A 16,804-nucleotide genomic window follows, 5' to 3' on the forward strand; every position below is an offset into this window, starting at 1 on the left:
TACGCCGGTCACACCGCCTTGAGGTGTCGTGCCGCCGCCAACTTCGCCGGCCCCCGGTCCACGACCGGAACTCCAGCAGCTTCAAGCGCGGCTTCCACCGCCGCGATGACGATCTCGGCCTGACGTTCGGCGAGCCGGACCTGACGTTCGGCGAGGCCGGCGGTGATCGCCTTGGCGGCCATGGTCGCGCACCGGTCCCGCTCCTGCGCCTCCAACTGGGCGAGGCCCCGGATCGCTTCACCCGTCGCATAGATCTGGCCGAGCTTCGTGTCCGCGTAGGTCGCGCCGACCAGGGCCGCGACCCCGCCGGTGGTGAAGATCCGGTCGAGGTCGGCACGGGCGCGCTGGATCGCGGCCGGTTCCACCAGGCCGTCCTCGTCACAGCCCGGGTCGTCGGCGACGAGCAGTTCCTGGGCGGCGTGCGCTTCCTTCAGGCGCTCGGCCGCGTCATACGCCTGCTCCAGCAGCCGCGCATACCGTGCGGTGCGAGCCGCGGACTGCGACACCAGCCGCAGCAGGACCTCGCCCGGGTCCACGGTCGTGTCGCCCAGGCCCCACCGCAGGACTTCGGCGACCACTGCGGCCTTCGCGCGTACCTGCGGGGCGCTGCCGCCGTGCATCCGGCACACGGTCGACCCGCTGATCGGCCTGCCCTTGCACGGCTTGCCTGCAGCGGTGTGGGCGGTGCACGTGCGCTTCCCGACACCGGTCATCGCTCCAACTCCTGGACGAGGTGTGGCGACGACGGACCGTACGCGGCTGCCAGGGCTTCCCAGATCACCGTAGTGACGTGAACGGGCACACCCTCACCGGACGGGTCTGGCTCGACACAGATCGCCACGGCCTTGACGCCAGGGATCAGGCCAAGTGCGCCGACCGAGATGAGCTTGTACCGCTCAGGCACCGCACATGGAGCGGCCATGAGCTGATCGAACGAGTACCTCAGGTCAGCCATCGACGTCACCTCGATCGAGCTGCTCGTACAGCGCGTCGTGCTTGGTGTGCAGCTCGGCCAACTGAGCGACGACGAACTCGCGGTGAGCCTTCGTGCGCCGCAAGTGCGGCCGGATCTTCCAGACGTACACGACCACGCCGATCAACACCGATGCGGCGATGTTCGGCCACAGCGCGTCGAACCCGCTCCACCAGGTGCCACCGGGCCACAGGTGGGCCAGCAGTTCACCCATCGAAACCCCTCACCTCTGAACAGACTGGAAGCGAGGGGACCCGCCGCCCAGGGCACTAAATGGGGGTAGCCGGGCGGCGGGAACCAGAGACGGGCGCGCCCCGCGCGGGCACAGCTCCGCAAAACGAAGCGTCTCACCCGGCCTGAGCTGCGTCAACGATCACCCGAAGATCGGCGCGTCCGCGGACGTAAGCACGGATCTCGGCGAGGTCATACCCGTCGTCGGTCCTCGTGATGTGGCCGCGGAGCTTCCAGTTGCGGATCTGGCGCGCGGTGACCCGCAGGCCGGACTGGGCGAGCGTCAGGATCACCAGGTCGACCGGGACACGCTTCATCACAAACCGCGCCACAGCCGATGCCACGGGCGAACGCCGCGGCGCCAGTCCCACCGAGCCCACGCCAGGAACAACTCGGCCATCACGACCATGAAGACGGTGGGCATTCCACGTTCCCCCTTTGGCCAGGCGGGTTCGGCGGGTATCCCGCGATGTCAGTCGTCGACCTGTTTCGGGTGGGCCCGTTCGACGGTCACGAGCGTCGCGTCGAGCGCGGCCTCGATCAGCACGCGAGGGACCTCGAGAATGGCGGTGGCCACGTTCGACACGCTGCATGTCCACGTGACTCGAGTGCACGGGATCGTCACCCCGTCAACCGTGACCTTGGTGTTCGTCGGGTGGCCGTTCGGGGACTCGATGCGGATAACGGGCATGGCGGGACGAGCGTCCCCGATCTCGGCCCTGGTCTGGGCGGCCTGTGGTCCGTCATTGGTCATGTCTCGCCTCAGCACGACCGGTCAGGACGGTGTGGCGCACGAACGCGTCCTTGGCCTCCAACAGCTTCCGCAGACCGACGGTCAGCTCGATGCCGTCCGGCAGCACGCTGAGCATGTGCTCGGCCAGCGCGCCACACGGACCGGACACGGCCTGCAGTTCGGCCGGTAGGTTGTCGTAGTCGAACAGCGGCTGAAAGTGCGCGATCGACGGGTGCCGGCCGGCCCACGGGTCCGGTTCGGCGGGTCCGGCGGCGCGTGCGGCCGCGGCTTGCTTGTCGGCCTCGCGCTCGGTGGTGGTGAGTCCCTCGGTCACTGCTGGGCCGCCGGGGTGAAGTCGAGGTAGTAGTCCTGGCCCGGCGTGAACTCCACGCGCGGGTTGTCCACCTGAATCTCAACGTGCCCGGAGGGCGTGTACTTGGCCAAGCGCTCGTCTTCCGGGAGGCCCGCGTCGTACATCGCCTGGAATCGGTAGGTGACTGGGAGATCTTGGTCTGGAGTGTGGCGAGTGCGGGTCTCGGAGATACACCGGAACTTCGCGCGAACGCGCGTGCTGACAATAGGTTGTTCGGTCACAGGTTGTCCTTTGGGTATGAAAAAGCCCCACCGTCATGAAGGGACAGTGGGGCCTTGATCGAGGTACCGCGCAGAGCCGGCCTGGAAGCATAGCTCCGCAAACGGAAGCGTCTCACCCAGTTTGACCTGCGTCAACGACTGCGTTCACGTCGGCGCGCTTTGGACCGTTGAACAGTCGGAACGTCGGCGCGCCGTCGGAGGCAGTCGTCGTCGCCGCTGGTCTCGTGTTCGTCGCCGGTGTCGTGGGTGCGCACTGCGCGTGTGCGGGTATAGCCCTCGTCGAAGTCGGTGACCGCGAACCGGTGCTGACGCAGCACTTCGGCGACCTCCTCGATGGCGGGCAGCAGGTCGCCGGGGGCCCGCACGACCACACCGGCCTCGTCGTACCAGCGGACCTGGGTGTGGTCGATCAGCCGGGCGGAGATCAACTGTGCTTTGCGGCCGGTCCAGGCGGCGCCGGGCGGGGTCCGGGCCGACAGGGCCGCGAAAACGTCGCCGGGTTCGTGGTGCGGGCCGGTGGGGTCGTAGCCTTCGCGCAGGCCGAGGCCGACGAGCACGCCAACGTCGGGTGCGCGGTCCGGGTTGAGTGTCCACCCGGTCGCGGCGGCGAGGGCGTCTGCAGTGCGTTCGCAGGTGCGGATGTCGGGTGTGCCGCGGCGGCGACTGGGGTGGCGGTACAGCAGCAGCTCAGTGACCGGGTCGTGGTAAACGATCGCGGCGACCGGGTAGCTGGTGGCTCGCACGACGCGGGTCACGGTGGCTCGCACCTGCTCGAACGGGGTGGGCGGCAGGGTGAGCGGGCAGCACCAGGCGCCGGCCGCGGTCGCCGCCGTGGCGTAGGTGGTGGCCATCGGTCGGCTCTCCCTTACGCCGCAGCGTGTTGGGGGTTGATCCGATAGAGACGCTGCCGGAACCGCTGATGCTCGTCAGAGTTGCGCTGAATCGGCACGTGGCACCCGGTATCCAGGTCCAGGTGCCCCCACTTGCCGCGCCCCTGCGCGTCGAGGACCCGGGGGCCGCAGATGACCAACGACAGGGTGCGGCCGGGCTCGACGACCTCAATCACCTCGTGGTAGTCGAGATCGAAGATCCTGTTCACGTCGCCGGCGAGGTTGATCGTGCTGCCCTGATGCACCACGACTCCTGTAGCTGTGCGGTACCAGTGGTCATCGACGTAGCCGTGGAGCAGCGGATGGGCTTCCATGACCCGCCACGCGTGTGTGTGCGGCTGTGAGGTCTCGCCCTTGCGGAGGTCGGGCCCGAGCCAGCGCATGATCTTGATGGTCAGATCGTCAGACCGGAACACCACGAACTCGTCCTTGCACGCGAGCGGCACACCGGCGTCATCGTCGTCCGGGCCGGGCACGCGCCACCACCGGAGCGGATCGAGCAGCTGATCCCGTGTGAGCGCGGGAACCTCGGGGGCGTGCTCGGCGAGTCCCGCGGTAGCCGCGTCGAGCATCTCGTCATCGAGTACGAGGCCGGGCACGATCTCGATCGTGTTCAAGGGCGGTCCCTTTCGTTGTGCCGCTTGGGTTTCCTCACGCTATCCGGGTATCTTGAGTGCGGGCGGTTTGACTAGGGACTGTCCAATGGTTGGCACGTCACCGTGTGAGCCGGCTGCTGCCACGGATCCGCGGAAAACCGCCACCAGCCAGCCGTCAGCGGTACTCGAGTGCCGTCGCGGCGCCACTCGATACTCGCGCACCCGTCGGCGTGGCCGTCGTCCGCCTCATAGCGGACCCACGTGCGCGGTGAGACGACCGACTGGGTCCAGGTCCGTGGGGCAATCATCTGAACTACGCCGGTCACGCCCGCATCATCCATCGTTCGTCGCCTCTCTCCAGTCGCTCGACACGGGAACCGTGAACACGACGCCGTTGTGTTCGCGCGCAAGGGTGATCGCCGCCGGCTCGTCGCCCACGAACGACCGCATCCGTCCACCCGTGCCGTCTACGGCGATGTGGGCGAGCACGGGCGGCGAGCCGGCCGGAGTGAGCGGTGTGCCAGGCCCCTGCGGTGGCGGGAGCAGCATCTGCAACTCGCACGCCAGGCACCCTTCGAGCGCCGGGTTGTCCCGCCCTGGGTGCAGCAGTGAGGTGTGGCCACACATCTCGCACGCGACAGCAGTGGGCCCCATGCTGGTGTAGGACCGCTCGGGGAATTCGCGGTTGCTGCAGGGCTTCATGGCGTCCACTCCAGCCGGTAGTCGGGATGTGTGGACCACTCCGTCGCGAGGTCCTTGAACACCCTGGCGGCGAACCGGTCGGGCGTGAAGAAGAGGCACGTCTCCACGACCGCCCGCTTAGCCTCGACGGCGCGGAGTACACGATCCGGCCCGAACGTCACGATCAGGTCCAAGCCAGCGCGATGTCCCGGCTTAGGGTATGACCGCACGATCGACTCGACGCGGCCAGTCGGCCAGTAAGCGGCGCCCGCGCGGTCGTGGTCGTCGGGGAACACGTGCGCCTCCTTGACGAGTTGCGCGAGCGCGCTCTCCTCGTCGAGCCGGGCGCGGATGAACTCCACGATGTCGTTGTCGCTCACGTTGTCCAGTCCTTGAGGAAGGTCGGCCCGATGTTTCCCGAGGCGCTCTTGCCGTAGCCGAGACCGTGGAACTCCCGGTTGATACAAGGCTTCACGGTCACTCCAGGGTTCTCTCGGTGCCGATCTCGGGGTAGTCGTTGCTCGTGTCCCGCCAGCCTTGGGCGGTGAGCCATGTGCGGTCCTCGGGAAGAAGGGCCTCGATCGCCTCCCGGTCGTCTGGCGTGGTCATGGTCTGTCGGCTTCCTCGTCGACTTCCTGGACCTGGTCGCGCACGAACCATGATTCGTGGCCGGTTCCTCGGGTGTGGGCAGCGGCCCATTTGCCGCGCTCCCCGGCTGACCCGAACGGCATGATCAGGTCACCGGTGCCGCACGCCCGACATACGAGCAGGTAGACGGGGTCAGTCATCGATCTCCTTCGATGCCGTGGGCGCGCAGGATCCGCCTGATGTGTTCGCGGGTGTAGCCAGTGGAGCGGGTGATGTCTGCGAGGTGCATGCCTTCTCGGGCGGCTTGGGCGATGCGTTCACGACTCCAATCTGACCGGAGGAACGGACATCGGGGATTATTCACAGCCCATTCGATGTCCTCCTCGCTAAGCCCGGCTGCCCTCGCACTTTGGATGGTCGTTTGCATGAGTTGACTAGTCCGCGGTTGGTGAGACCGATCCCTAATAATCGTGAACCAGTACTTCGGTATTTCATCAAGACGCTTAAGTCGCTTGAGCGACTCCGTCTGATGTCGACGACGACGCTGGACGTTGTACAGCGGCTGCTCGTTAACTATTGCCGCCGCTTCAGCAGCCTCAACATCCTGTCGAGTCCCGTGGCGCTCCAGTGTGATCGTTGAAGCCTCCGTCCACCACGATTTGCCCGCTCTGTGCTCCTTGAACCGCTGGCTGACGTCGAGCGTGATACCCACATACAGTAAGCGGCCGTCTCGATCGAACATCCGGTAAAGCGCCTGCGTAGTCACGACTCCCTCTCTGGTCGGGGGGGCAATTCGGCGCCGGGTTCCCGCAGCCACCAAGCCAGGAGCTGCTTGGTGATCTTCGAGGGGTCGGTGCCGGCGTTGTGGGTGGTGGCTTGGAGCCGTGCCTTGAACTCCAAGGGCATGCGGACCTCTAGGGGGCGGTTGCCTCTGCGTTCGTTGCGGGGGTCACTGGCCATGCCTAACCCTATCATCGTGTCCGGACACCGACAACTGGACGTTACCTCTAAAGAATCTTTTCTCACCTATTGTTGGTGTCCGGACACCATGCTACAGTTATTACATCAGCAAGAGAGAGGAACCGGAAATGGCCACCCAGCAGAACACCACCAAGACCCCCACCACCTACAACAAGGTCAAGGTCGGCGACATGATCGACGGAGAGGTCATCATCAGCAAGCGCCGGCACGACGGCCACGTGACCCTCTGCTTCTCCAGCGAGCTGGCCTGGGGACCTTGGACCCCCGCCAACACCCCCGTCAGCGTCTGGCGATAGCCGACCGGCCCCCGGGAAACCGGGGGCCACCACTCCAACTCCTCTCGCTTGCTGACCCTAACTAAGTAATGGGGTTCCCATGGCCACATCCATCGCCACCGCCAAGTGCACCCGCTGCGGCCGTGCCCTCCGCTCCGCCACCTCCATCGCCGCCGGCATGGGCCGCACCTGCAAAGCCAAGGTCGCCGCGGCCGCCGCCAAATGTGCCGCCGCCACCGTCTACAAGCCGGCCCAGATCGCCAAAGCGGCCGAGCTGGTCGAGTTGGCCGCGATCGTGCGCGTCCGCTTCGCCGTCTTCACCCCCGTGTCCAGCCGCGGCGACGACCTGTACATGGTCAACGCCGCCACCCGAACCTGCAGCTGCCCGGCCGGGGAGAAGGGCCTGGCCTGCTACCACCTCGCAGCTGCGGAGATCTTGACCGCCGCCTGATCCCTGTCGTACGCGCCAACGGATCCGCACCCCACCGAACGGAGCAACTTGAGATGACCACCGCCCGCTACACCGTGCACACCTTCCAGGCCGACACCGCCGAAGGCGGCGGCACCAAGTACGCCGTCATCGACACCACCCGCACGCCCGAGCAGGGCCGCGTGGTCTACGACCGCGAGATCGGCGGCCATCTGTTCACCCGGGACCACGCGCAGGCCACCCAGTGGGCCGACGACCTGAACACACAGAACGAGAAACTACGCGCTGCCGGCGCGGAGTTCGTGGCGAACGCGCGCACCGTCGTGCTCGGCGAGGTTCTGTCCGCCGACTCCGGTCGCGAGTGGCCGGAGCTGGGCTACACCCGGCGGGACATCCTTGACCAGCTGCACGACCGGGCGTTGGCCGAGTACACCGAACCCGACCCGTTCGGCCAATCCGAGAAATCCCATCGGGACGCGATGCGCAAGACCGCCGCGTGGCTGTTCACGTACCAGATCCACATGGAGTTGGTGCACGCGACGGGTTACTACCGGACCGCGCTCGTTGACGAGCTGCACGCTCGCGCTCAGCGCCTCTGAATCACCCCGAAGGGTGTCCTATGTAGAGTTACGTCATGGTTGCTGTCCGGATGACGCTCCAGACCCGGCTCGTACTACGCGTCCTGCTCGACGCCCCGGAAGACCAACGTCTCTACGGACTGGAGATCAGCAGAACCACCGGACTGCTGACGGCCACGATCTACCCGATCTTGACCCGGCTGGAGGTCGCGGGCTGGGTCGAGAGCTGTTGGGAGGACATCAATCCGGCCGCGGAGGGCCGACCACGGCGGCGCTACTACCAGATGCCCATCGCGGGCAGGCTCCACGCGGCGACAGAGTTACAGCGGGCGGACGAGGCCGAAGCAACACGCCGCCGCCAGTAGACGACCTCACCCAGGTCCCGCCGAGTCAGGACGCCTCGACCGCCAACTCCACCAACTCGAGGCCCACGTACCCGCGGCGGCATTGACCACACCGCACACCTTCACAGGACGAGCCGTCCTCCGCGTCACGCACGGTGGCCCGGTACACGCGCCCGCCGCACCCTGGAGTGCGGCACTCTCCGACCTGCGGCGGCGGCTGGTCATGGGCCCGCGCGCGGGCCTGCCGCCACAGGCCGTCGATGATGCCCGCGAGGTCGGTGATCCACTCGTCGCCGGCGCACCGGTCCAGCGACGTCAGCACGTAGGCCCAGTCGGTCGCGGCCCGCTGGGTGCGCGGGCTGGTGTCGTCGAACTCCGCGCGCAGCCAGGCGGCGACGTGGTGCAGTTGGTGGCGGATGGACCACGGCGGTTGCGGTTCGCAGTCGGGTCCGAGCATCACTGGCCGGGACCGCCGGTCGAGCATGACGACGACGTCGACGTTGATCGGCGGCTGGCTGGCGTGGCCGGGGGCGCCGCGGTCGGTGATCCCGGTGGCTGCTGGGGCGGTGCTGGCGGTGAGGATGTCTTCGTAGTCGAGCAGTTCGCGGAGTTTGCGGCGTAGGTCGGCGATGCAGGCGTGGCAGGCGTACCGGTGGTGTGCGTCGCGGTGGTCGCAGATCAGGCAGGTGCTCACGTGGGCCGCCTTTCGCCGGGTGACTCGGTTACTGGACAGTATGCGGACGGGTCCGATCAACGGATGGGTCGTGGGTGTCGCTGTTTGATCACGGCGCTCACGGGCCAGACGCGGGGTGTCAGGACTGCTCCCAGTCGAACGGTGAGATCCGCGTGATCGGTACCTCGTGGCCGGTCAGTGGATTGATCATCGCGGTCACGTGCGGGAACACGCTGTGCGGCAGGACCATTGTCGGGTCTTGTATGGGTTTGGCCTCCCCGGCGTCGGTGCAGGCGATCTCGAAGGTGCGCTGGAACTCCGCCCAGGTGTAGTCCAATGGTGTGTCCCATGTGTGTGTCCAGTCGTTCGCTGGCACGTGTTACAAACCTTTGGCGGCGAGCCATGCCTGGGCGGCTTGTTGGACGCGGTGGTTGGCGCCGACGTGGTGCTCGGTCACCCACGGGCGAAGAGCCGCCGCCAGAACCTGGTCAGCAGGATCCACAGGCGACGGAGCAGGCTGGGGCGGAACGTGCCCGGGAAACGGACGGCCGGTGAGGGCGAGGTAGTCACTGGCGAGCGCCGCCACATCCACTCCGGCCTGGAATGCCGCCGTGCCAAGGTGTTCCGGCCAGATCACGACCCAGGCTTCCTCGACCTGGCGCTCCCAGAACGCGTCGGTCGTGCCGATGATCTCGGCCCAGGTGATGACGTCGATGTCGTCGCCACGGGTGGCCGAGGAGTACCGGCCGGCGAGGACGGCGTGGCCGCCCCACACATTGGATGGCGTGCAGTCCCAGAGGCCGGTGGTCGTTTGGGTCTGTTGTGCGACTTCGAGGTTCACGCCGAGCAGTAGGCTGCCGAAGATGCTGATCGACGCACGGACCTCGTCCAGGTTGGCCACGTCGACCTTGGCGAATCCCAGGCATGTGGTGCCACCGATGCCGCCGGCGTGGACTGCTTCCAGCATGGTTTGCAGGTCGACCCCGTTGTCGTCGGCGCCGGTGGCTGGGTCGAAGTCGGGGTTGCCGCTGCGGCGGTAGAGGTCAAACACGTCTGCGAGCGTGGGGCTGGTTTCGTGGTCCGTCAGGTATTTGGTGACCTGCTTGCGGAGGTTCGCGGTGGCGGCCGGGCCGCACACGCCGAACCGGTCGTTCGCGTACAGGGCCCAGTCACGGATGTTCGAGAGGTGGTCGACCGTGGTCGGGTGTGCTGGCGCAGTGTCCAGGCGGAGGAAGCGGCCGGCGTGGAGCGCGGGGGCGTCCTTTGGCGGCCTGCGGCCGAGGGCGTAGGTCATGGGCACTCTCCTGGGTTGAGGTCGGGCTGTGCGGTTGCGTCGGCGGTTTCGGGGTCGACGTTGGCGGTCATGTCGTCAACACCTCCCGGTCAACGTTGTCGAACGTGTGTTCGCTATTTCAAAGATAGAACTACTGGACTCGGATAGTTGCGGATAGTTGCGGCGTGGCCTGCGGTTTCGGGGGTGAGTCCGTAGGGCAACAGCCCGCTGTCACTGGAACGTGATGGGCCCGGTGATGTGGTCCGCCTGGATGACGGAGCCGGTCACGGTGCCTGTGATGACGTTGCGTGGGCTGTCGCGGGGCGGTTCGTCGTCGATGGGGAGCTGGTCAACGCCGGGGCACCGCCCGATGGTGTAGCCCTGGCGTGTGAGCTGGTTGTGCGCGCCGAGTGTGCCGGTCGCCCTGAGCGCGTGTCCGGTTCGGCATTCCGGGCAGATACCGCGTGGTGGCTTGGTCACCGGATCTCCTTCAGTGCGGTCAGGGTCGGTCGGTGTGGTTGTTGGCGTGTCGGATCGGGAGGTCGCCCGGGAGGTGGTTGGTCGGGTTGGGTTCGGTCAAGATCAGGCCGGTCACCTGCGGTTGGCGGGTTGGCCAGGCGTTCGAGGCGGCTGATCCACGCGACCACGGCAAGTTGGAACTCCGGGTCGGCCTTGCGTTTGCGAAGGAACACGGCGATCGCGACGCGGACGACCTCGGAGATGGGCTGGCCGTCGACAGCGGCGACGGTGTGGAGGTCGTCGGCGAGTTCGGCTGGCAGCCGGAGGGTCATCGCCTTGGTGTCAGGCACGGTGTTTGTCCTTGAGTGATCCTGGTTCGGTTATCCGGCTTGCGGATCAGACGGTGGCGCCGATGGCGCGGCATGCGTCGTGCCAGCCCGAATACGTGCCCAGGTCGGCTCCGTTCGCGAGGGTGGGTGTCCAGGTCAGACTCACGGCGCCGTCCTCGGCGTCCGTTGTGAACGTGACGCGGACTGTCCCGACCACTGCTCCGGTCCGCGGGTGGTTGTGCGGACTCTGGTGGCAGATCTTTACCCTGCGGGAGTCGTGGTCGGGGTAGGCCACGAGGGTCACTCCGGACTGTGCGCGGAATCCTGGGCCCCCGCCGCCCAGGGCGTCCACGAGGCTCGGTGAGCCGTCGGCGGACCGGTGCTCGGGCTCGGGCGTGAGGATCCATGCCTCTGCCAGCAGGCGGGCATGGTCCAGCCTGCCGCCCAACGCCGGGCCGATCGGGTTGCGTTCATCGGGGTCGATGTCGTGGGCGTCGGGGTGCACGGTGAAGTGCCAGCCAAGTGAGCAGCCGCGGCCGTATGCCTGTGCGCGTTCGCGGCCGACTTTGGTGATCTCGTGTTCGCGGCCCAGGTAGTTGGTCGCGTGGCCGTGTGGGTTCGGTGACCAGCGCAGTATGCGTCCGAACCACGGTGGTCGTTTGAGGGGTGTCATGCGGGTCCTCTCAGAGGTAGGCGGGGTCGGGTCGGGCGGTGACGATTCGCGGGATGAAGGCCCTGCCTGTGCACCAGGCGCAGGTACAGCCGGCTGGGCAAGGTTGCTCGTCCTCGTTCTCGGTCGGGTTGCACCGGGGGCAGTCGGGGTCGTCGCGGCAGCCGCACCAAGGGTCCTCGCGGTCGCCGTCGTTGTCGGCGCAGCCGCATGGGCAGTCGTCGGGGTGGTCGCAGATGCACGGGCCGTCGCATCCGTTGGAGCACCGTGGGGTGTCGCGGTCGGAGAAGAGCGGGAGTTGGTTCTGGTCGACGGGGTGGACCGGGTCGGGGGTGCCGGATCGCAGGCAGCGTCGGCAGCTGACGGGGTCGTCGACGGGTCGAAACGACGCCGGATCGAACGAGCCGTTCGGCGTGTGGCAGGCAGGGCCAGGTACTTCGAGGCCTTCGATCCAGGGTTGGAGGGCGACGTCGTGGACGCGGCCGCCGCCGGCGAACCGGCCGTGGCGGTCGTCGAACTCGGCCATGGTCCGGGGTGGGGCGGCGCGTGTCATGGTTCCCGCCACTCTCCGGTCTGCCCGTTCTTGTTCCAATCCAAGGGTTCGCCGTCCAGGGCGCCGTCCCAGGCGTGTGCCGCGAGGAAGGTCCGCAGCAGGGTCTGTAGGTCGTGGCCGGCGTAGCACCAGAAGCGGTCGATGAGCAGCGGTGCGGCGATGGGGGTGAGGACGATCCGGTAGTTGTAGATCATCGCGAGGATGTCGACGTAGTGGGTTCCGGCGTCGTTGGTTTTGATGCGCCAGCCGCCGTCGGTGGGCGTGCCGATGGTCATGGTGCCGTCGGTGGTGGTCACTGAAACACCCCCGAACACGAGGTCCGCAGGAACTCCCAACGAGTCCGGCAGTGCCGCGCGTCGGTGAGCGCGTTGTGCAGGCCCTCGTCCTGCTGCGGCAGATCGGCGACGCCCAGCCGGTGCGCTTCCTGCTGGATGTCGTTGGTGTACATCGGCAGGCCGACAGGAAGACACACCATTGATCCCCACAGCTGACAGAGGACGACATGGTCGTACGCGCCATAGTCAGCCCACAATTCTGGCGTGTCCGAGGTCAAGAGGAAGTCGCGGATCTCATCAGCGACGACCGCCCGTGGCTTCACGAGTGGACTGTCATAGTCGAACAACCAACGGCCGTTGGCGGCGGTGTCGTCACGCCGCTGCGGCAACGAAGAGACGACGTTGGCCATGAGCCAGGTGTTGGCCTTGATCCTGCGCTGCAGGCCGCCGTCGTACACGATGCCTTCGTTGACTGCGTAGTATTCGCGGCCGTCCTCGGCGACAATGCCGATCGAGATCAGCTCGATGGTCCGGCCGTCTTCGAGGAACTCCGTGTCGTACCAGTACCGCGTCCTGTGCGCCTCTGTGCCGTCTGTTTCGGTCGGGTTCATGGGGTTCGTGTCTCCTGGTGGGCGACGGCGCGGCGGCGTGCGTCCCAGCCGGCGCACAGCTCGGCTGGTGTCCCGTCCGCGCGGAACGGGACACCGAGCCGCGTGTCCATCGGCGGCTGGTAGGACCCGGCGTGGCCGGGGACCTCAGCGCCAGTCGGGTGTACCCACTTGACCGGGATCCGCATGCCTTGGTGGCACCAGAACCGCCACGCGTCGCGAGCGAGTTGTTCGAGGTGGTCGGCGTCGCCGGCGTAGGTGGGGTCGCCGGACATCTCCGGTGAGTGCGGCCGGTAGGCGCAGTCACCGCACATCTGTGTGCGGGTGTTGGGTTGGATGCCGTCGGCGAGGAGTTGGCGGGCGTGTTCGTCGATGGGTTGTTGTTCGAGGTCGTAGACGGGGCGCCAGCAGGTGCACGAGGCGGGACCGTCTTCGACGCGGCCGAGGCAGCAGCCGTCGGAGACGTCGGGGAATCCGTCGGCGAGGTCAGCGCCGGGGCCGCATGCGAAGGCGGCCATGTGGACGAGCGCGGGAAGCTTGTCAGTGTCCATGGTTTGTCCTGTTGTTGTCCGGCGTGAACGGTTTGCGGTCGGCGGGTAACACGAGCGTCAGCCGGTACTCGTCGACCAGCTCCGGATCGGCGTGCGGGGTGTAGCGCACGTAGCGCTGCATGTCGATGCTGTAGCCGCGCAGGTGCGGGTCGCTGGTGAGGTCGCCGGCCTCGATGTAGTCGGCGAACTCGCGCAGTTCGGCGACGATCTTGGCATCGGGCGAGGGCATGGGTTACCTCTTGGGTCGGTTGGGGCAGTTCTGGGCGGTCTGGTCACAGCCGCAGCTGCAGGTGGTGGTCATGTGGCTGGGCTTCCGTTCTCGCCGGTTCCGAGGTGGCGTGACACGATTGTCTTTGCAGCGCAACAACATCCATCGCCCGTGAAACAGGCCGCGAGGTGAGGTACCGTCGCGATCGGGTAGTGCGGATCGACGGTGCTCGCTGGCCGCTGGGGTGTCGGGTCGGGGATGAGGTAGCCGCGTTCCAGGCCGATCCGGACGGCGTGCGCGCGGTCGCTGATACCCAGTTTCCGGTAGAGCCGGCGGGCGTGGCTTTTGATGGTGGCCTCGGTGAGGTGCAGTTGGTGGCCGATCGACGCGTTGTCCATGCCGTAGGACATGGCTGTGAGGATCTGGACTTCGCGGCCGGTGAGGTCGTCGCCGGAGCTCACGGCCATCGCGCACCGTCCTCAACGACCCTCACTGCGCGCACTGCGCTCTTGGGTAGGCCACCGATGTCGATCATGTGTGCCGCGAGCCACCGGGCGTGGTCGATGTCTTCGCATGCGATTCGCCAGAGATTGCCAGCGACGGAAGGAGTAAGCACCGTCGCGCGTGGCGTGTCCGCGAACCGGCGCATGAACGTGTTCCACCAGCCCTCGCCGAGTTTGGTTGCCCAGACGCGGCATTCGTTGACTTCAACGGCCGCAGCTGTGTTGACGATTGGCGGTGTGTCGAAGAGAGGGATCGTCACGGCGCATCGTCCTTAGCGGGTGTGTCATATCCGCAGTACGCGATGTTCTGGTGGTCCGGCGAGTAAGGAGGTTCGCCGGCGCGCTCGGTGGCGATGCCGTGGTGGCCTGAGCCGACGCACCAATACAAGCCGGCGAAGGCCACACCGCCCGGCTGGTAGGCCAGGAGCGCGAGGCCCCGCGCGAGTGAGTTGAACGCGAGCGCAGCGTTCTTGCCGCGGAACTGGAGAGCGTCTCCATAGATCCCGATCGTTGTTGCGGCCTCGCGGGTGTGACCTTGCCGGACGCGCTCGTCCCATCTGGACACATACTCGATGTGGATCGGCACCGCGAAGCGCAAGCTCTCGACGAGGGGAACGTCGTTGGCGAGCGTCTCTTCGAGCCGGGCGCGTTCACTGCGCAAGGTCTCGACGAACTGGTAGTAGTCGTTCACACTCGGTCCCCGGCCTGGTCTTCAGCCACCTCGGTCGTGTCCGGTGTGGCTGGGGTGTCGGCGTCCAAGAACGTTGGCTTGCGCGGGACTGTCACGTCGTTGTCACTGGCGTGCAGGTGTACGGCGCCAGCCCAGTTCGCGGCTTCCGCTCGCTGGTCGATGGTCCATTCGGCCATGAGTTCCGGTGAGACTATGACGCCGACGAGCGCGAGTAGGTCGGTGAGTACCTCGTCGCTGATTCCTTCTGTGTCCCGCGGCTCGGTCGGTGTGGGCGGGCCGTCGACGATGCCCACCAATGTATTCGCCAACGCCTGACCACCTGGAGACATCCGGGCGATGGCCTGGTCGGACAAGTTGTCGGACCAGTGGTACCAGTCCCGGCTGCGGTGGATGCCTTCACTGTGGCCCGGCTCGAGGACGCAGATCTCGACACCATTGCGAGCAGTGGCCGGACAGTGCGGCGCCGGGGAGTGGTTCCCGACGCGATACGGGCCGTCGGCCACGGGGACGTCACTCGCCATCGGCGTTCTCCAGGGATTCGGTGTCACAGTCCAGGGGGACGACAGTCACATCCGCCTGGCGGTCGTAGAAGGCGGCTTTGTAGAACACGTGCAGGCGTGTGCGGCCGTGTTCGTCGTTGACGTAGATCAGCCGCGGGTCCTCGCCGGGTTGTTTGCTCCAGCCGGCGGGGAGGACGGCTTCGCGGAACAGCGGGTCGCGTTCGTCGATCGGCCCGAGGTGGATGCCGAGGGCGGCCAGTTCGTCCTCGTGGCCGTGCGCTTCGGTGGGGAGCAGGTTGGCGTGTACGAGCTGGTTCGATCCGGCGGCTTCCATTTCCTCGATGTATCGTCCGGGGTTGTCCCATGAGCCGGCGAGGTGTAGCAGCGGGTCTCGATGGGTGGCGTCTTCAATGGACACGTCGGGTGTGCCTTTCGGTCTGGTTGGGTCGTTGGTGGCGCGTTCGGCGAGTGCCGAGGAGGGCAAACAGCGCGGTCACGGCGAGGGCGGCGATCGCGGCTTTCGCGCGACAGCCACGCCGGCGGCGGCGCCATTGCTGGTAGTCGTGTGCCCGCCACTCGTCGTCGGTCACGACGGCTCCCGGATGTGCGCGAGCCACTGGTCGTGCATGCGGCGGATGACGGCCTCACCGACGCGTCGGTCGCCGGGGCGTTTCCGGTCGCGGTCGATGCACTGCTCGACCGCGACGTGTGTGAAGTCCTGCACGGCGAACCCGACGTCGTAGGCCGCCGCGAGGTGCTTCAGGGCGTGGAGGTGGTCCGGGTCGAGGTTGGTGTCGTCGATGATCACCGAGTAGCCGCGGAACAGCAGCTCGGCGAGCATCGCCCGTTGGGCGATGGTGACGACGGCTTCGGACACTGGGTCGTAGCGGGGCCGGCCGTGGAGCATCCGTCGGAGGTCGTCGCGGTTGCAGCGGACCAGGTGGCCGTCGGTGTCGGCGTCGAGTTGTTCGCGGGCCCAGGTGGATTTGCCTGAGGCGGGTAGGCCTCGGGTGGCGATGAGTTGGCGGCGTTTCGGGGCGAGCGGCTGGGCGCCGCTGTGAGCGTCTGTGGGGTTCGGGGGTGTGGTGATCACTGCCGGGGGTCCTTTGTGGCGTCCTGGGGGCTGCTGGCCGGGTGTCCGGGTGGGTTCTGATCGACTGGGCTGGGTGGGTTGCGGCCGGGGTCGTGGTAGCGGCTGATCGGGATCCGGCCGCGGCGGCTGGGGCGGGTGCAGCGCTCGCCGGGCAGCGCGCCGCAGGCCTTGCAGCCGCGGGCGAGCGGGTTGTCGTAGCCGGGGTCGGGCTGGATGTCCTGTGTGGCGTGTGGGCCCCAGCCGAAGAGGGCGGCGGGTGCGGGGCCGCGGGCTGTGCGTTTTCTGCGTGGGCTCATGTCACCCGCTCTCCACTGGGGCCGGATGGATTGTTTGTGGTCGGCGACGCGGGGCTGTCTCACGTTGCGTTCGACGGTTGCGACGCGGTTTCCCGCGCGCGGTCGTAACTCTAGTTTCTTTGGGTGAGTTGTGTAAGTGATTTGGCTGTAAAGGTGACGGTTTTGTGCGGTCCACAGACCCCTGAGGAACGAAGGGGTCTGTGGTTCGAGGGGTCTGGGGCGGCGCGC

37 protein-coding genes are annotated in these 16,804 nt (G+C 67.2%); 4 read left to right on the plus strand and 33 right to left on the minus strand.

Annotated features, from left to right (window positions below):
- Positions 1-8: 8 nt before the first annotated feature.
- From EV192_RS29090 to EV192_RS29150, 14 genes are all read right to left on the minus strand, one after another.
- On the minus strand, positions 9-713 hold the full coding sequence (locus EV192_RS29090; RefSeq protein WP_132120941.1) for an HGGxSTG domain-containing protein: 705 nt from the start codon (positions 711-713) through the stop codon (positions 9-11).
- Entirely contained in the window at positions 710-955 is a 246-nt protein-coding gene (locus tag EV192_RS29095; RefSeq protein WP_132120943.1) for a hypothetical protein, read from the minus strand. The genes EV192_RS29090 and EV192_RS29095 overlap by 4 nt, the downstream gene beginning before the upstream one ends.
- Positions 948-1,187 carry a hypothetical protein gene (locus EV192_RS29100; protein ID WP_132120945.1) on the minus strand — a complete coding sequence of 80 codons (240 nt, stop codon included), beginning with the start codon at positions 1,185-1,187 and terminating at the stop codon, positions 948-950. The genes EV192_RS29095 and EV192_RS29100 overlap by 8 nt, the downstream gene beginning before the upstream one ends.
- A gap of 133 nt (positions 1,188-1,320) precedes the next feature.
- Positions 1,321-1,521, minus strand: coding sequence for a hypothetical protein (locus EV192_RS29105; protein WP_132120947.1), 201 nt, complete (start codon positions 1,519-1,521; stop codon positions 1,321-1,323).
- Between the two features lie 155 nt (positions 1,522-1,676).
- Entirely contained in the window at positions 1,677-1,958 is a 282-nt protein-coding gene (locus tag EV192_RS29110) for a hypothetical protein (RefSeq protein ID WP_132120949.1), read from the minus strand.
- Positions 1,948-2,271, minus strand: a complete 324-nt coding sequence (locus EV192_RS29115; protein WP_207926271.1) for a hypothetical protein — start codon at positions 2,269-2,271, stop codon at positions 1,948-1,950. Before EV192_RS29115 ends, EV192_RS29110 begins: the two co-directional genes overlap by 11 nt.
- Positions 2,268-2,531, minus strand: coding sequence for a hypothetical protein (locus EV192_RS29120; RefSeq protein ID WP_132120951.1), 264 nt, complete (start codon positions 2,529-2,531; stop codon positions 2,268-2,270). Before EV192_RS29120 ends, EV192_RS29115 begins: the two co-directional genes overlap by 4 nt.
- 131 nt (positions 2,532-2,662) lie before the next feature.
- On the minus strand, positions 2,663-3,382 hold the full coding sequence (locus EV192_RS29125; protein ID WP_132120953.1) for a hypothetical protein: 720 nt from the start codon (positions 3,380-3,382) through the stop codon (positions 2,663-2,665).
- 14 nt (positions 3,383-3,396) lie between these two features.
- Positions 3,397-4,038, minus strand: coding sequence for a hypothetical protein (locus EV192_RS29130; RefSeq protein ID WP_132120955.1), 642 nt, complete (start codon positions 4,036-4,038; stop codon positions 3,397-3,399).
- A gap of 312 nt (positions 4,039-4,350) precedes the next feature.
- Positions 4,351-4,719 carry a hypothetical protein gene (locus EV192_RS29135; protein WP_132120957.1) on the minus strand — a complete coding sequence of 123 codons (369 nt, stop codon included), beginning with the start codon at positions 4,717-4,719 and terminating at the stop codon, positions 4,351-4,353.
- Positions 4,716-5,078 carry a DUF6221 family protein gene (locus EV192_RS29140; protein ID WP_132120959.1) on the minus strand — a complete coding sequence of 121 codons (363 nt, stop codon included), beginning with the start codon at positions 5,076-5,078 and terminating at the stop codon, positions 4,716-4,718. The genes EV192_RS29135 and EV192_RS29140 overlap by 4 nt, the downstream gene beginning before the upstream one ends.
- A 97-nt stretch (positions 5,079-5,175) precedes the next feature.
- Entirely contained in the window at positions 5,176-5,307 is a 132-nt protein-coding gene (locus EV192_RS56885) for a hypothetical protein (protein ID WP_279494380.1), read from the minus strand.
- Entirely contained in the window at positions 5,304-5,486 is a 183-nt protein-coding gene (locus EV192_RS29145) for a hypothetical protein (RefSeq protein WP_132120961.1), read from the minus strand. Before EV192_RS29145 ends, EV192_RS56885 begins: the two co-directional genes overlap by 4 nt.
- The gene (locus EV192_RS29150; protein WP_132120963.1) at positions 5,483-6,052 is read right to left on the minus strand and encodes a GIY-YIG nuclease family protein; all 570 of its coding nucleotides are present in this window, start codon (positions 6,050-6,052) and stop codon (positions 5,483-5,485) included. The genes EV192_RS29145 and EV192_RS29150 overlap by 4 nt, the downstream gene beginning before the upstream one ends.
- Before the next feature lie 322 nt (positions 6,053-6,374).
- Between EV192_RS29150 and EV192_RS29155 the strand changes: the two genes are divergently transcribed.
- From EV192_RS29155 to EV192_RS29170, 4 genes are all read left to right on the plus strand, one after another.
- Positions 6,375-6,563, plus strand: a complete 189-nt coding sequence (locus EV192_RS29155) for a hypothetical protein (protein WP_132120965.1) — start codon at positions 6,375-6,377, stop codon at positions 6,561-6,563.
- Between the two features lie 79 nt (positions 6,564-6,642).
- On the plus strand, positions 6,643-6,993 hold the full coding sequence (locus tag EV192_RS29160) for a DUF6011 domain-containing protein (RefSeq protein ID WP_132120967.1): 351 nt from the start codon (positions 6,643-6,645) through the stop codon (positions 6,991-6,993).
- A gap of 53 nt (positions 6,994-7,046) precedes the next feature.
- Positions 7,047-7,571, plus strand: a complete 525-nt coding sequence (locus tag EV192_RS29165) for a hypothetical protein (RefSeq protein ID WP_132120969.1) — start codon at positions 7,047-7,049, stop codon at positions 7,569-7,571.
- Between the two features lie 35 nt (positions 7,572-7,606).
- Positions 7,607-7,915, plus strand: coding sequence for a PadR family transcriptional regulator (locus EV192_RS29170; RefSeq protein WP_243727128.1), 309 nt, complete (start codon positions 7,607-7,609; stop codon positions 7,913-7,915).
- A 25-nt stretch (positions 7,916-7,940) separates the two neighbouring features.
- Here the strand turns inward: EV192_RS29170 and EV192_RS29175 are convergent, their stop codons facing one another.
- The 19 genes from EV192_RS29175 to EV192_RS54105 form a co-directional block, all read right to left on the minus strand.
- Positions 7,941-8,588, minus strand: coding sequence for a hypothetical protein (locus tag EV192_RS29175; protein ID WP_132120971.1), 648 nt, complete (start codon positions 8,586-8,588; stop codon positions 7,941-7,943).
- Between the two features lie 118 nt (positions 8,589-8,706).
- Positions 8,707-8,943 (minus strand): hypothetical protein, encoded by a 237-nt coding sequence (locus tag EV192_RS29180; protein WP_132120973.1) that lies wholly within the window; start codon positions 8,941-8,943, stop codon positions 8,707-8,709.
- Between the two features lie 3 nt (positions 8,944-8,946).
- On the minus strand, positions 8,947-9,861 hold the full coding sequence (locus tag EV192_RS29185) for a hypothetical protein (RefSeq protein WP_132120975.1): 915 nt from the start codon (positions 9,859-9,861) through the stop codon (positions 8,947-8,949).
- A gap of 210 nt (positions 9,862-10,071) precedes the next feature.
- Complete coding sequence (locus EV192_RS29190; protein WP_132120977.1) at positions 10,072-10,320, minus strand: hypothetical protein; 249 nt, start codon at positions 10,318-10,320, stop codon at positions 10,072-10,074.
- The gene (locus tag EV192_RS29195) at positions 10,317-10,649 is read right to left on the minus strand and encodes a hypothetical protein (RefSeq protein ID WP_132120979.1); all 333 of its coding nucleotides are present in this window, start codon (positions 10,647-10,649) and stop codon (positions 10,317-10,319) included. The genes EV192_RS29190 and EV192_RS29195 overlap by 4 nt, the downstream gene beginning before the upstream one ends.
- 46 nt (positions 10,650-10,695) lie before the next feature.
- The gene (locus EV192_RS29200; protein ID WP_132120981.1) at positions 10,696-11,301 is read right to left on the minus strand and encodes a hypothetical protein; all 606 of its coding nucleotides are present in this window, start codon (positions 11,299-11,301) and stop codon (positions 10,696-10,698) included.
- Between the two features lie 10 nt (positions 11,302-11,311).
- Positions 11,312-11,851 carry a hypothetical protein gene (locus EV192_RS29205; RefSeq protein ID WP_132120983.1) on the minus strand — a complete coding sequence of 180 codons (540 nt, stop codon included), beginning with the start codon at positions 11,849-11,851 and terminating at the stop codon, positions 11,312-11,314.
- Positions 11,848-12,147, minus strand: a complete 300-nt coding sequence (locus EV192_RS29210) for a hypothetical protein (RefSeq protein ID WP_132120985.1) — start codon at positions 12,145-12,147, stop codon at positions 11,848-11,850. Before EV192_RS29210 ends, EV192_RS29205 begins: the two co-directional genes overlap by 4 nt.
- Entirely contained in the window at positions 12,144-12,737 is a 594-nt protein-coding gene (locus EV192_RS29215) for a 3'-5' exoribonuclease domain-containing protein (RefSeq protein WP_132120987.1), read from the minus strand. The genes EV192_RS29210 and EV192_RS29215 overlap by 4 nt, the downstream gene beginning before the upstream one ends.
- Positions 12,734-13,285, minus strand: coding sequence for a hypothetical protein (locus EV192_RS29220; RefSeq protein ID WP_132120989.1), 552 nt, complete (start codon positions 13,283-13,285; stop codon positions 12,734-12,736). Before EV192_RS29220 ends, EV192_RS29215 begins: the two co-directional genes overlap by 4 nt.
- Positions 13,275-13,514: a hypothetical protein gene (locus EV192_RS29225; protein ID WP_132120991.1), complete on the minus strand. Its 240-nt coding sequence runs from the start codon at positions 13,512-13,514 to the stop codon at positions 13,275-13,277. Before EV192_RS29225 ends, EV192_RS29220 begins: the two co-directional genes overlap by 11 nt.
- Positions 13,515-13,582: 68 nt before the next feature.
- Positions 13,583-13,960 carry a response regulator transcription factor gene (locus EV192_RS57455; protein WP_132120993.1) on the minus strand — a complete coding sequence of 126 codons (378 nt, stop codon included), beginning with the start codon at positions 13,958-13,960 and terminating at the stop codon, positions 13,583-13,585.
- Complete coding sequence (locus tag EV192_RS29235; protein WP_132120995.1) at positions 13,951-14,256, minus strand: hypothetical protein; 306 nt, start codon at positions 14,254-14,256, stop codon at positions 13,951-13,953. The genes EV192_RS57455 and EV192_RS29235 overlap by 10 nt, the downstream gene beginning before the upstream one ends.
- A complete protein-coding gene (locus EV192_RS29240) occupies positions 14,253-14,687 on the minus strand; it encodes a hypothetical protein (RefSeq protein ID WP_132120997.1) in 435 nt (144 codons plus the stop codon). Before EV192_RS29240 ends, EV192_RS29235 begins: the two co-directional genes overlap by 4 nt.
- The gene (locus EV192_RS29245; protein WP_132120999.1) at positions 14,684-15,208 is read right to left on the minus strand and encodes a hypothetical protein; all 525 of its coding nucleotides are present in this window, start codon (positions 15,206-15,208) and stop codon (positions 14,684-14,686) included. Before EV192_RS29245 ends, EV192_RS29240 begins: the two co-directional genes overlap by 4 nt.
- Positions 15,198-15,605, minus strand: a complete 408-nt coding sequence (locus EV192_RS29250) for a hypothetical protein (RefSeq protein ID WP_132121001.1) — start codon at positions 15,603-15,605, stop codon at positions 15,198-15,200. The genes EV192_RS29245 and EV192_RS29250 overlap by 11 nt, the downstream gene beginning before the upstream one ends.
- Positions 15,595-15,777 carry a hypothetical protein gene (locus EV192_RS29255; protein WP_132121003.1) on the minus strand — a complete coding sequence of 61 codons (183 nt, stop codon included), beginning with the start codon at positions 15,775-15,777 and terminating at the stop codon, positions 15,595-15,597. Before EV192_RS29255 ends, EV192_RS29250 begins: the two co-directional genes overlap by 11 nt.
- Complete coding sequence (locus EV192_RS54100) at positions 15,774-16,280, minus strand: AAA family ATPase (protein WP_165960655.1); 507 nt, start codon at positions 16,278-16,280, stop codon at positions 15,774-15,776. Before EV192_RS54100 ends, EV192_RS29255 begins: the two co-directional genes overlap by 4 nt.
- The gene (locus EV192_RS54105; RefSeq protein ID WP_165960656.1) at positions 16,277-16,576 is read right to left on the minus strand and encodes a hypothetical protein; all 300 of its coding nucleotides are present in this window, start codon (positions 16,574-16,576) and stop codon (positions 16,277-16,279) included. The genes EV192_RS54100 and EV192_RS54105 overlap by 4 nt, the downstream gene beginning before the upstream one ends.
- Positions 16,577-16,804 lie beyond the last annotated feature (228 nt).

Origin of the sequence: Actinocrispum wychmicini (genome assembly GCF_004345645.1) — a bacterium.
GTDB classification, from domain to species: Bacteria; Actinomycetota; Actinomycetes; order Mycobacteriales; family Pseudonocardiaceae; genus Kibdelosporangium; species Kibdelosporangium wychmicini.

Bases quoted from the DNA above. Each gene is read 5' to 3' on its own strand.
- EV192_RS29110 (WP_132120949.1), bottom strand. From the start codon at position 1,958: ATGACCAATGACGGACCACAGGCCGCCCAGACCAGGGCCGAGATCGGG.
- EV192_RS29145 (WP_132120961.1), bottom strand. From the start codon at position 5,486: ATGACTGACCCCGTCTACCTGCTCGTATGTCGGGCGTGCGGCACCGGT.
- EV192_RS29095 (WP_132120943.1), bottom strand. From the start codon at position 955: ATGGCTGACCTGAGGTACTCGTTCGATCAGCTCATGGCCGCTCCATGT.
- EV192_RS29205 (WP_132120983.1), bottom strand. From the start codon at position 11,851: ATGACACGCGCCGCCCCACCCCGGACCATGGCCGAGTTCGACGACCGC.
- EV192_RS29090 (WP_132120941.1), bottom strand. From the start codon at position 713: ATGACCGGTGTCGGGAAGCGCACGTGCACCGCCCACACCGCTGCAGGC.
- EV192_RS29225 (WP_132120991.1), bottom strand. From the start codon at position 13,514: ATGCCCTCGCCCGATGCCAAGATCGTCGCCGAACTGCGCGAGTTCGCC.
- EV192_RS29125 (WP_132120953.1), bottom strand. From the start codon at position 3,382: ATGGCCACCACCTACGCCACGGCGGCGACCGCGGCCGGCGCCTGGTGC.
- EV192_RS29200 (WP_132120981.1), bottom strand. From the start codon at position 11,301: ATGACACCCCTCAAACGACCACCGTGGTTCGGACGCATACTGCGCTGG.
- EV192_RS29220 (WP_132120989.1), bottom strand. From the start codon at position 13,285: ATGGACACTGACAAGCTTCCCGCGCTCGTCCACATGGCCGCCTTCGCA.
- EV192_RS54105 (WP_165960656.1), bottom strand. From the start codon at position 16,576: ATGAGCCCACGCAGAAAACGCACAGCCCGCGGCCCCGCACCCGCCGCC.
- EV192_RS29245 (WP_132120999.1), bottom strand. From the start codon at position 15,208: ATGGCGAGTGACGTCCCCGTGGCCGACGGCCCGTATCGCGTCGGGAAC.
- EV192_RS29215 (WP_132120987.1), bottom strand. From the start codon at position 12,737: ATGAACCCGACCGAAACAGACGGCACAGAGGCGCACAGGACGCGGTAC.
- EV192_RS29160 (WP_132120967.1), top strand. From the start codon at position 6,643: ATGGCCACATCCATCGCCACCGCCAAGTGCACCCGCTGCGGCCGTGCC.
- EV192_RS29165 (WP_132120969.1), top strand. From the start codon at position 7,047: ATGACCACCGCCCGCTACACCGTGCACACCTTCCAGGCCGACACCGCC.
- EV192_RS29155 (WP_132120965.1), top strand. From the start codon at position 6,375: ATGGCCACCCAGCAGAACACCACCAAGACCCCCACCACCTACAACAAG.
- EV192_RS29100 (WP_132120945.1), bottom strand. From the start codon at position 1,187: ATGGGTGAACTGCTGGCCCACCTGTGGCCCGGTGGCACCTGGTGGAGC.
- EV192_RS56885 (WP_279494380.1), bottom strand. From the start codon at position 5,307: ATGACCACGCCAGACGACCGGGAGGCGATCGAGGCCCTTCTTCCCGAG.
- EV192_RS29135 (WP_132120957.1), bottom strand. From the start codon at position 4,719: ATGAAGCCCTGCAGCAACCGCGAATTCCCCGAGCGGTCCTACACCAGC.
- EV192_RS29105 (WP_132120947.1), bottom strand. From the start codon at position 1,521: ATGAAGCGTGTCCCGGTCGACCTGGTGATCCTGACGCTCGCCCAGTCC.
- EV192_RS29170 (WP_243727128.1), top strand. From the start codon at position 7,607: ATGGTTGCTGTCCGGATGACGCTCCAGACCCGGCTCGTACTACGCGTC.
- EV192_RS57455 (WP_132120993.1), bottom strand. From the start codon at position 13,960: ATGGCCGTGAGCTCCGGCGACGACCTCACCGGCCGCGAAGTCCAGATC.
- EV192_RS29185 (WP_132120975.1), bottom strand. From the start codon at position 9,861: ATGACCTACGCCCTCGGCCGCAGGCCGCCAAAGGACGCCCCCGCGCTC.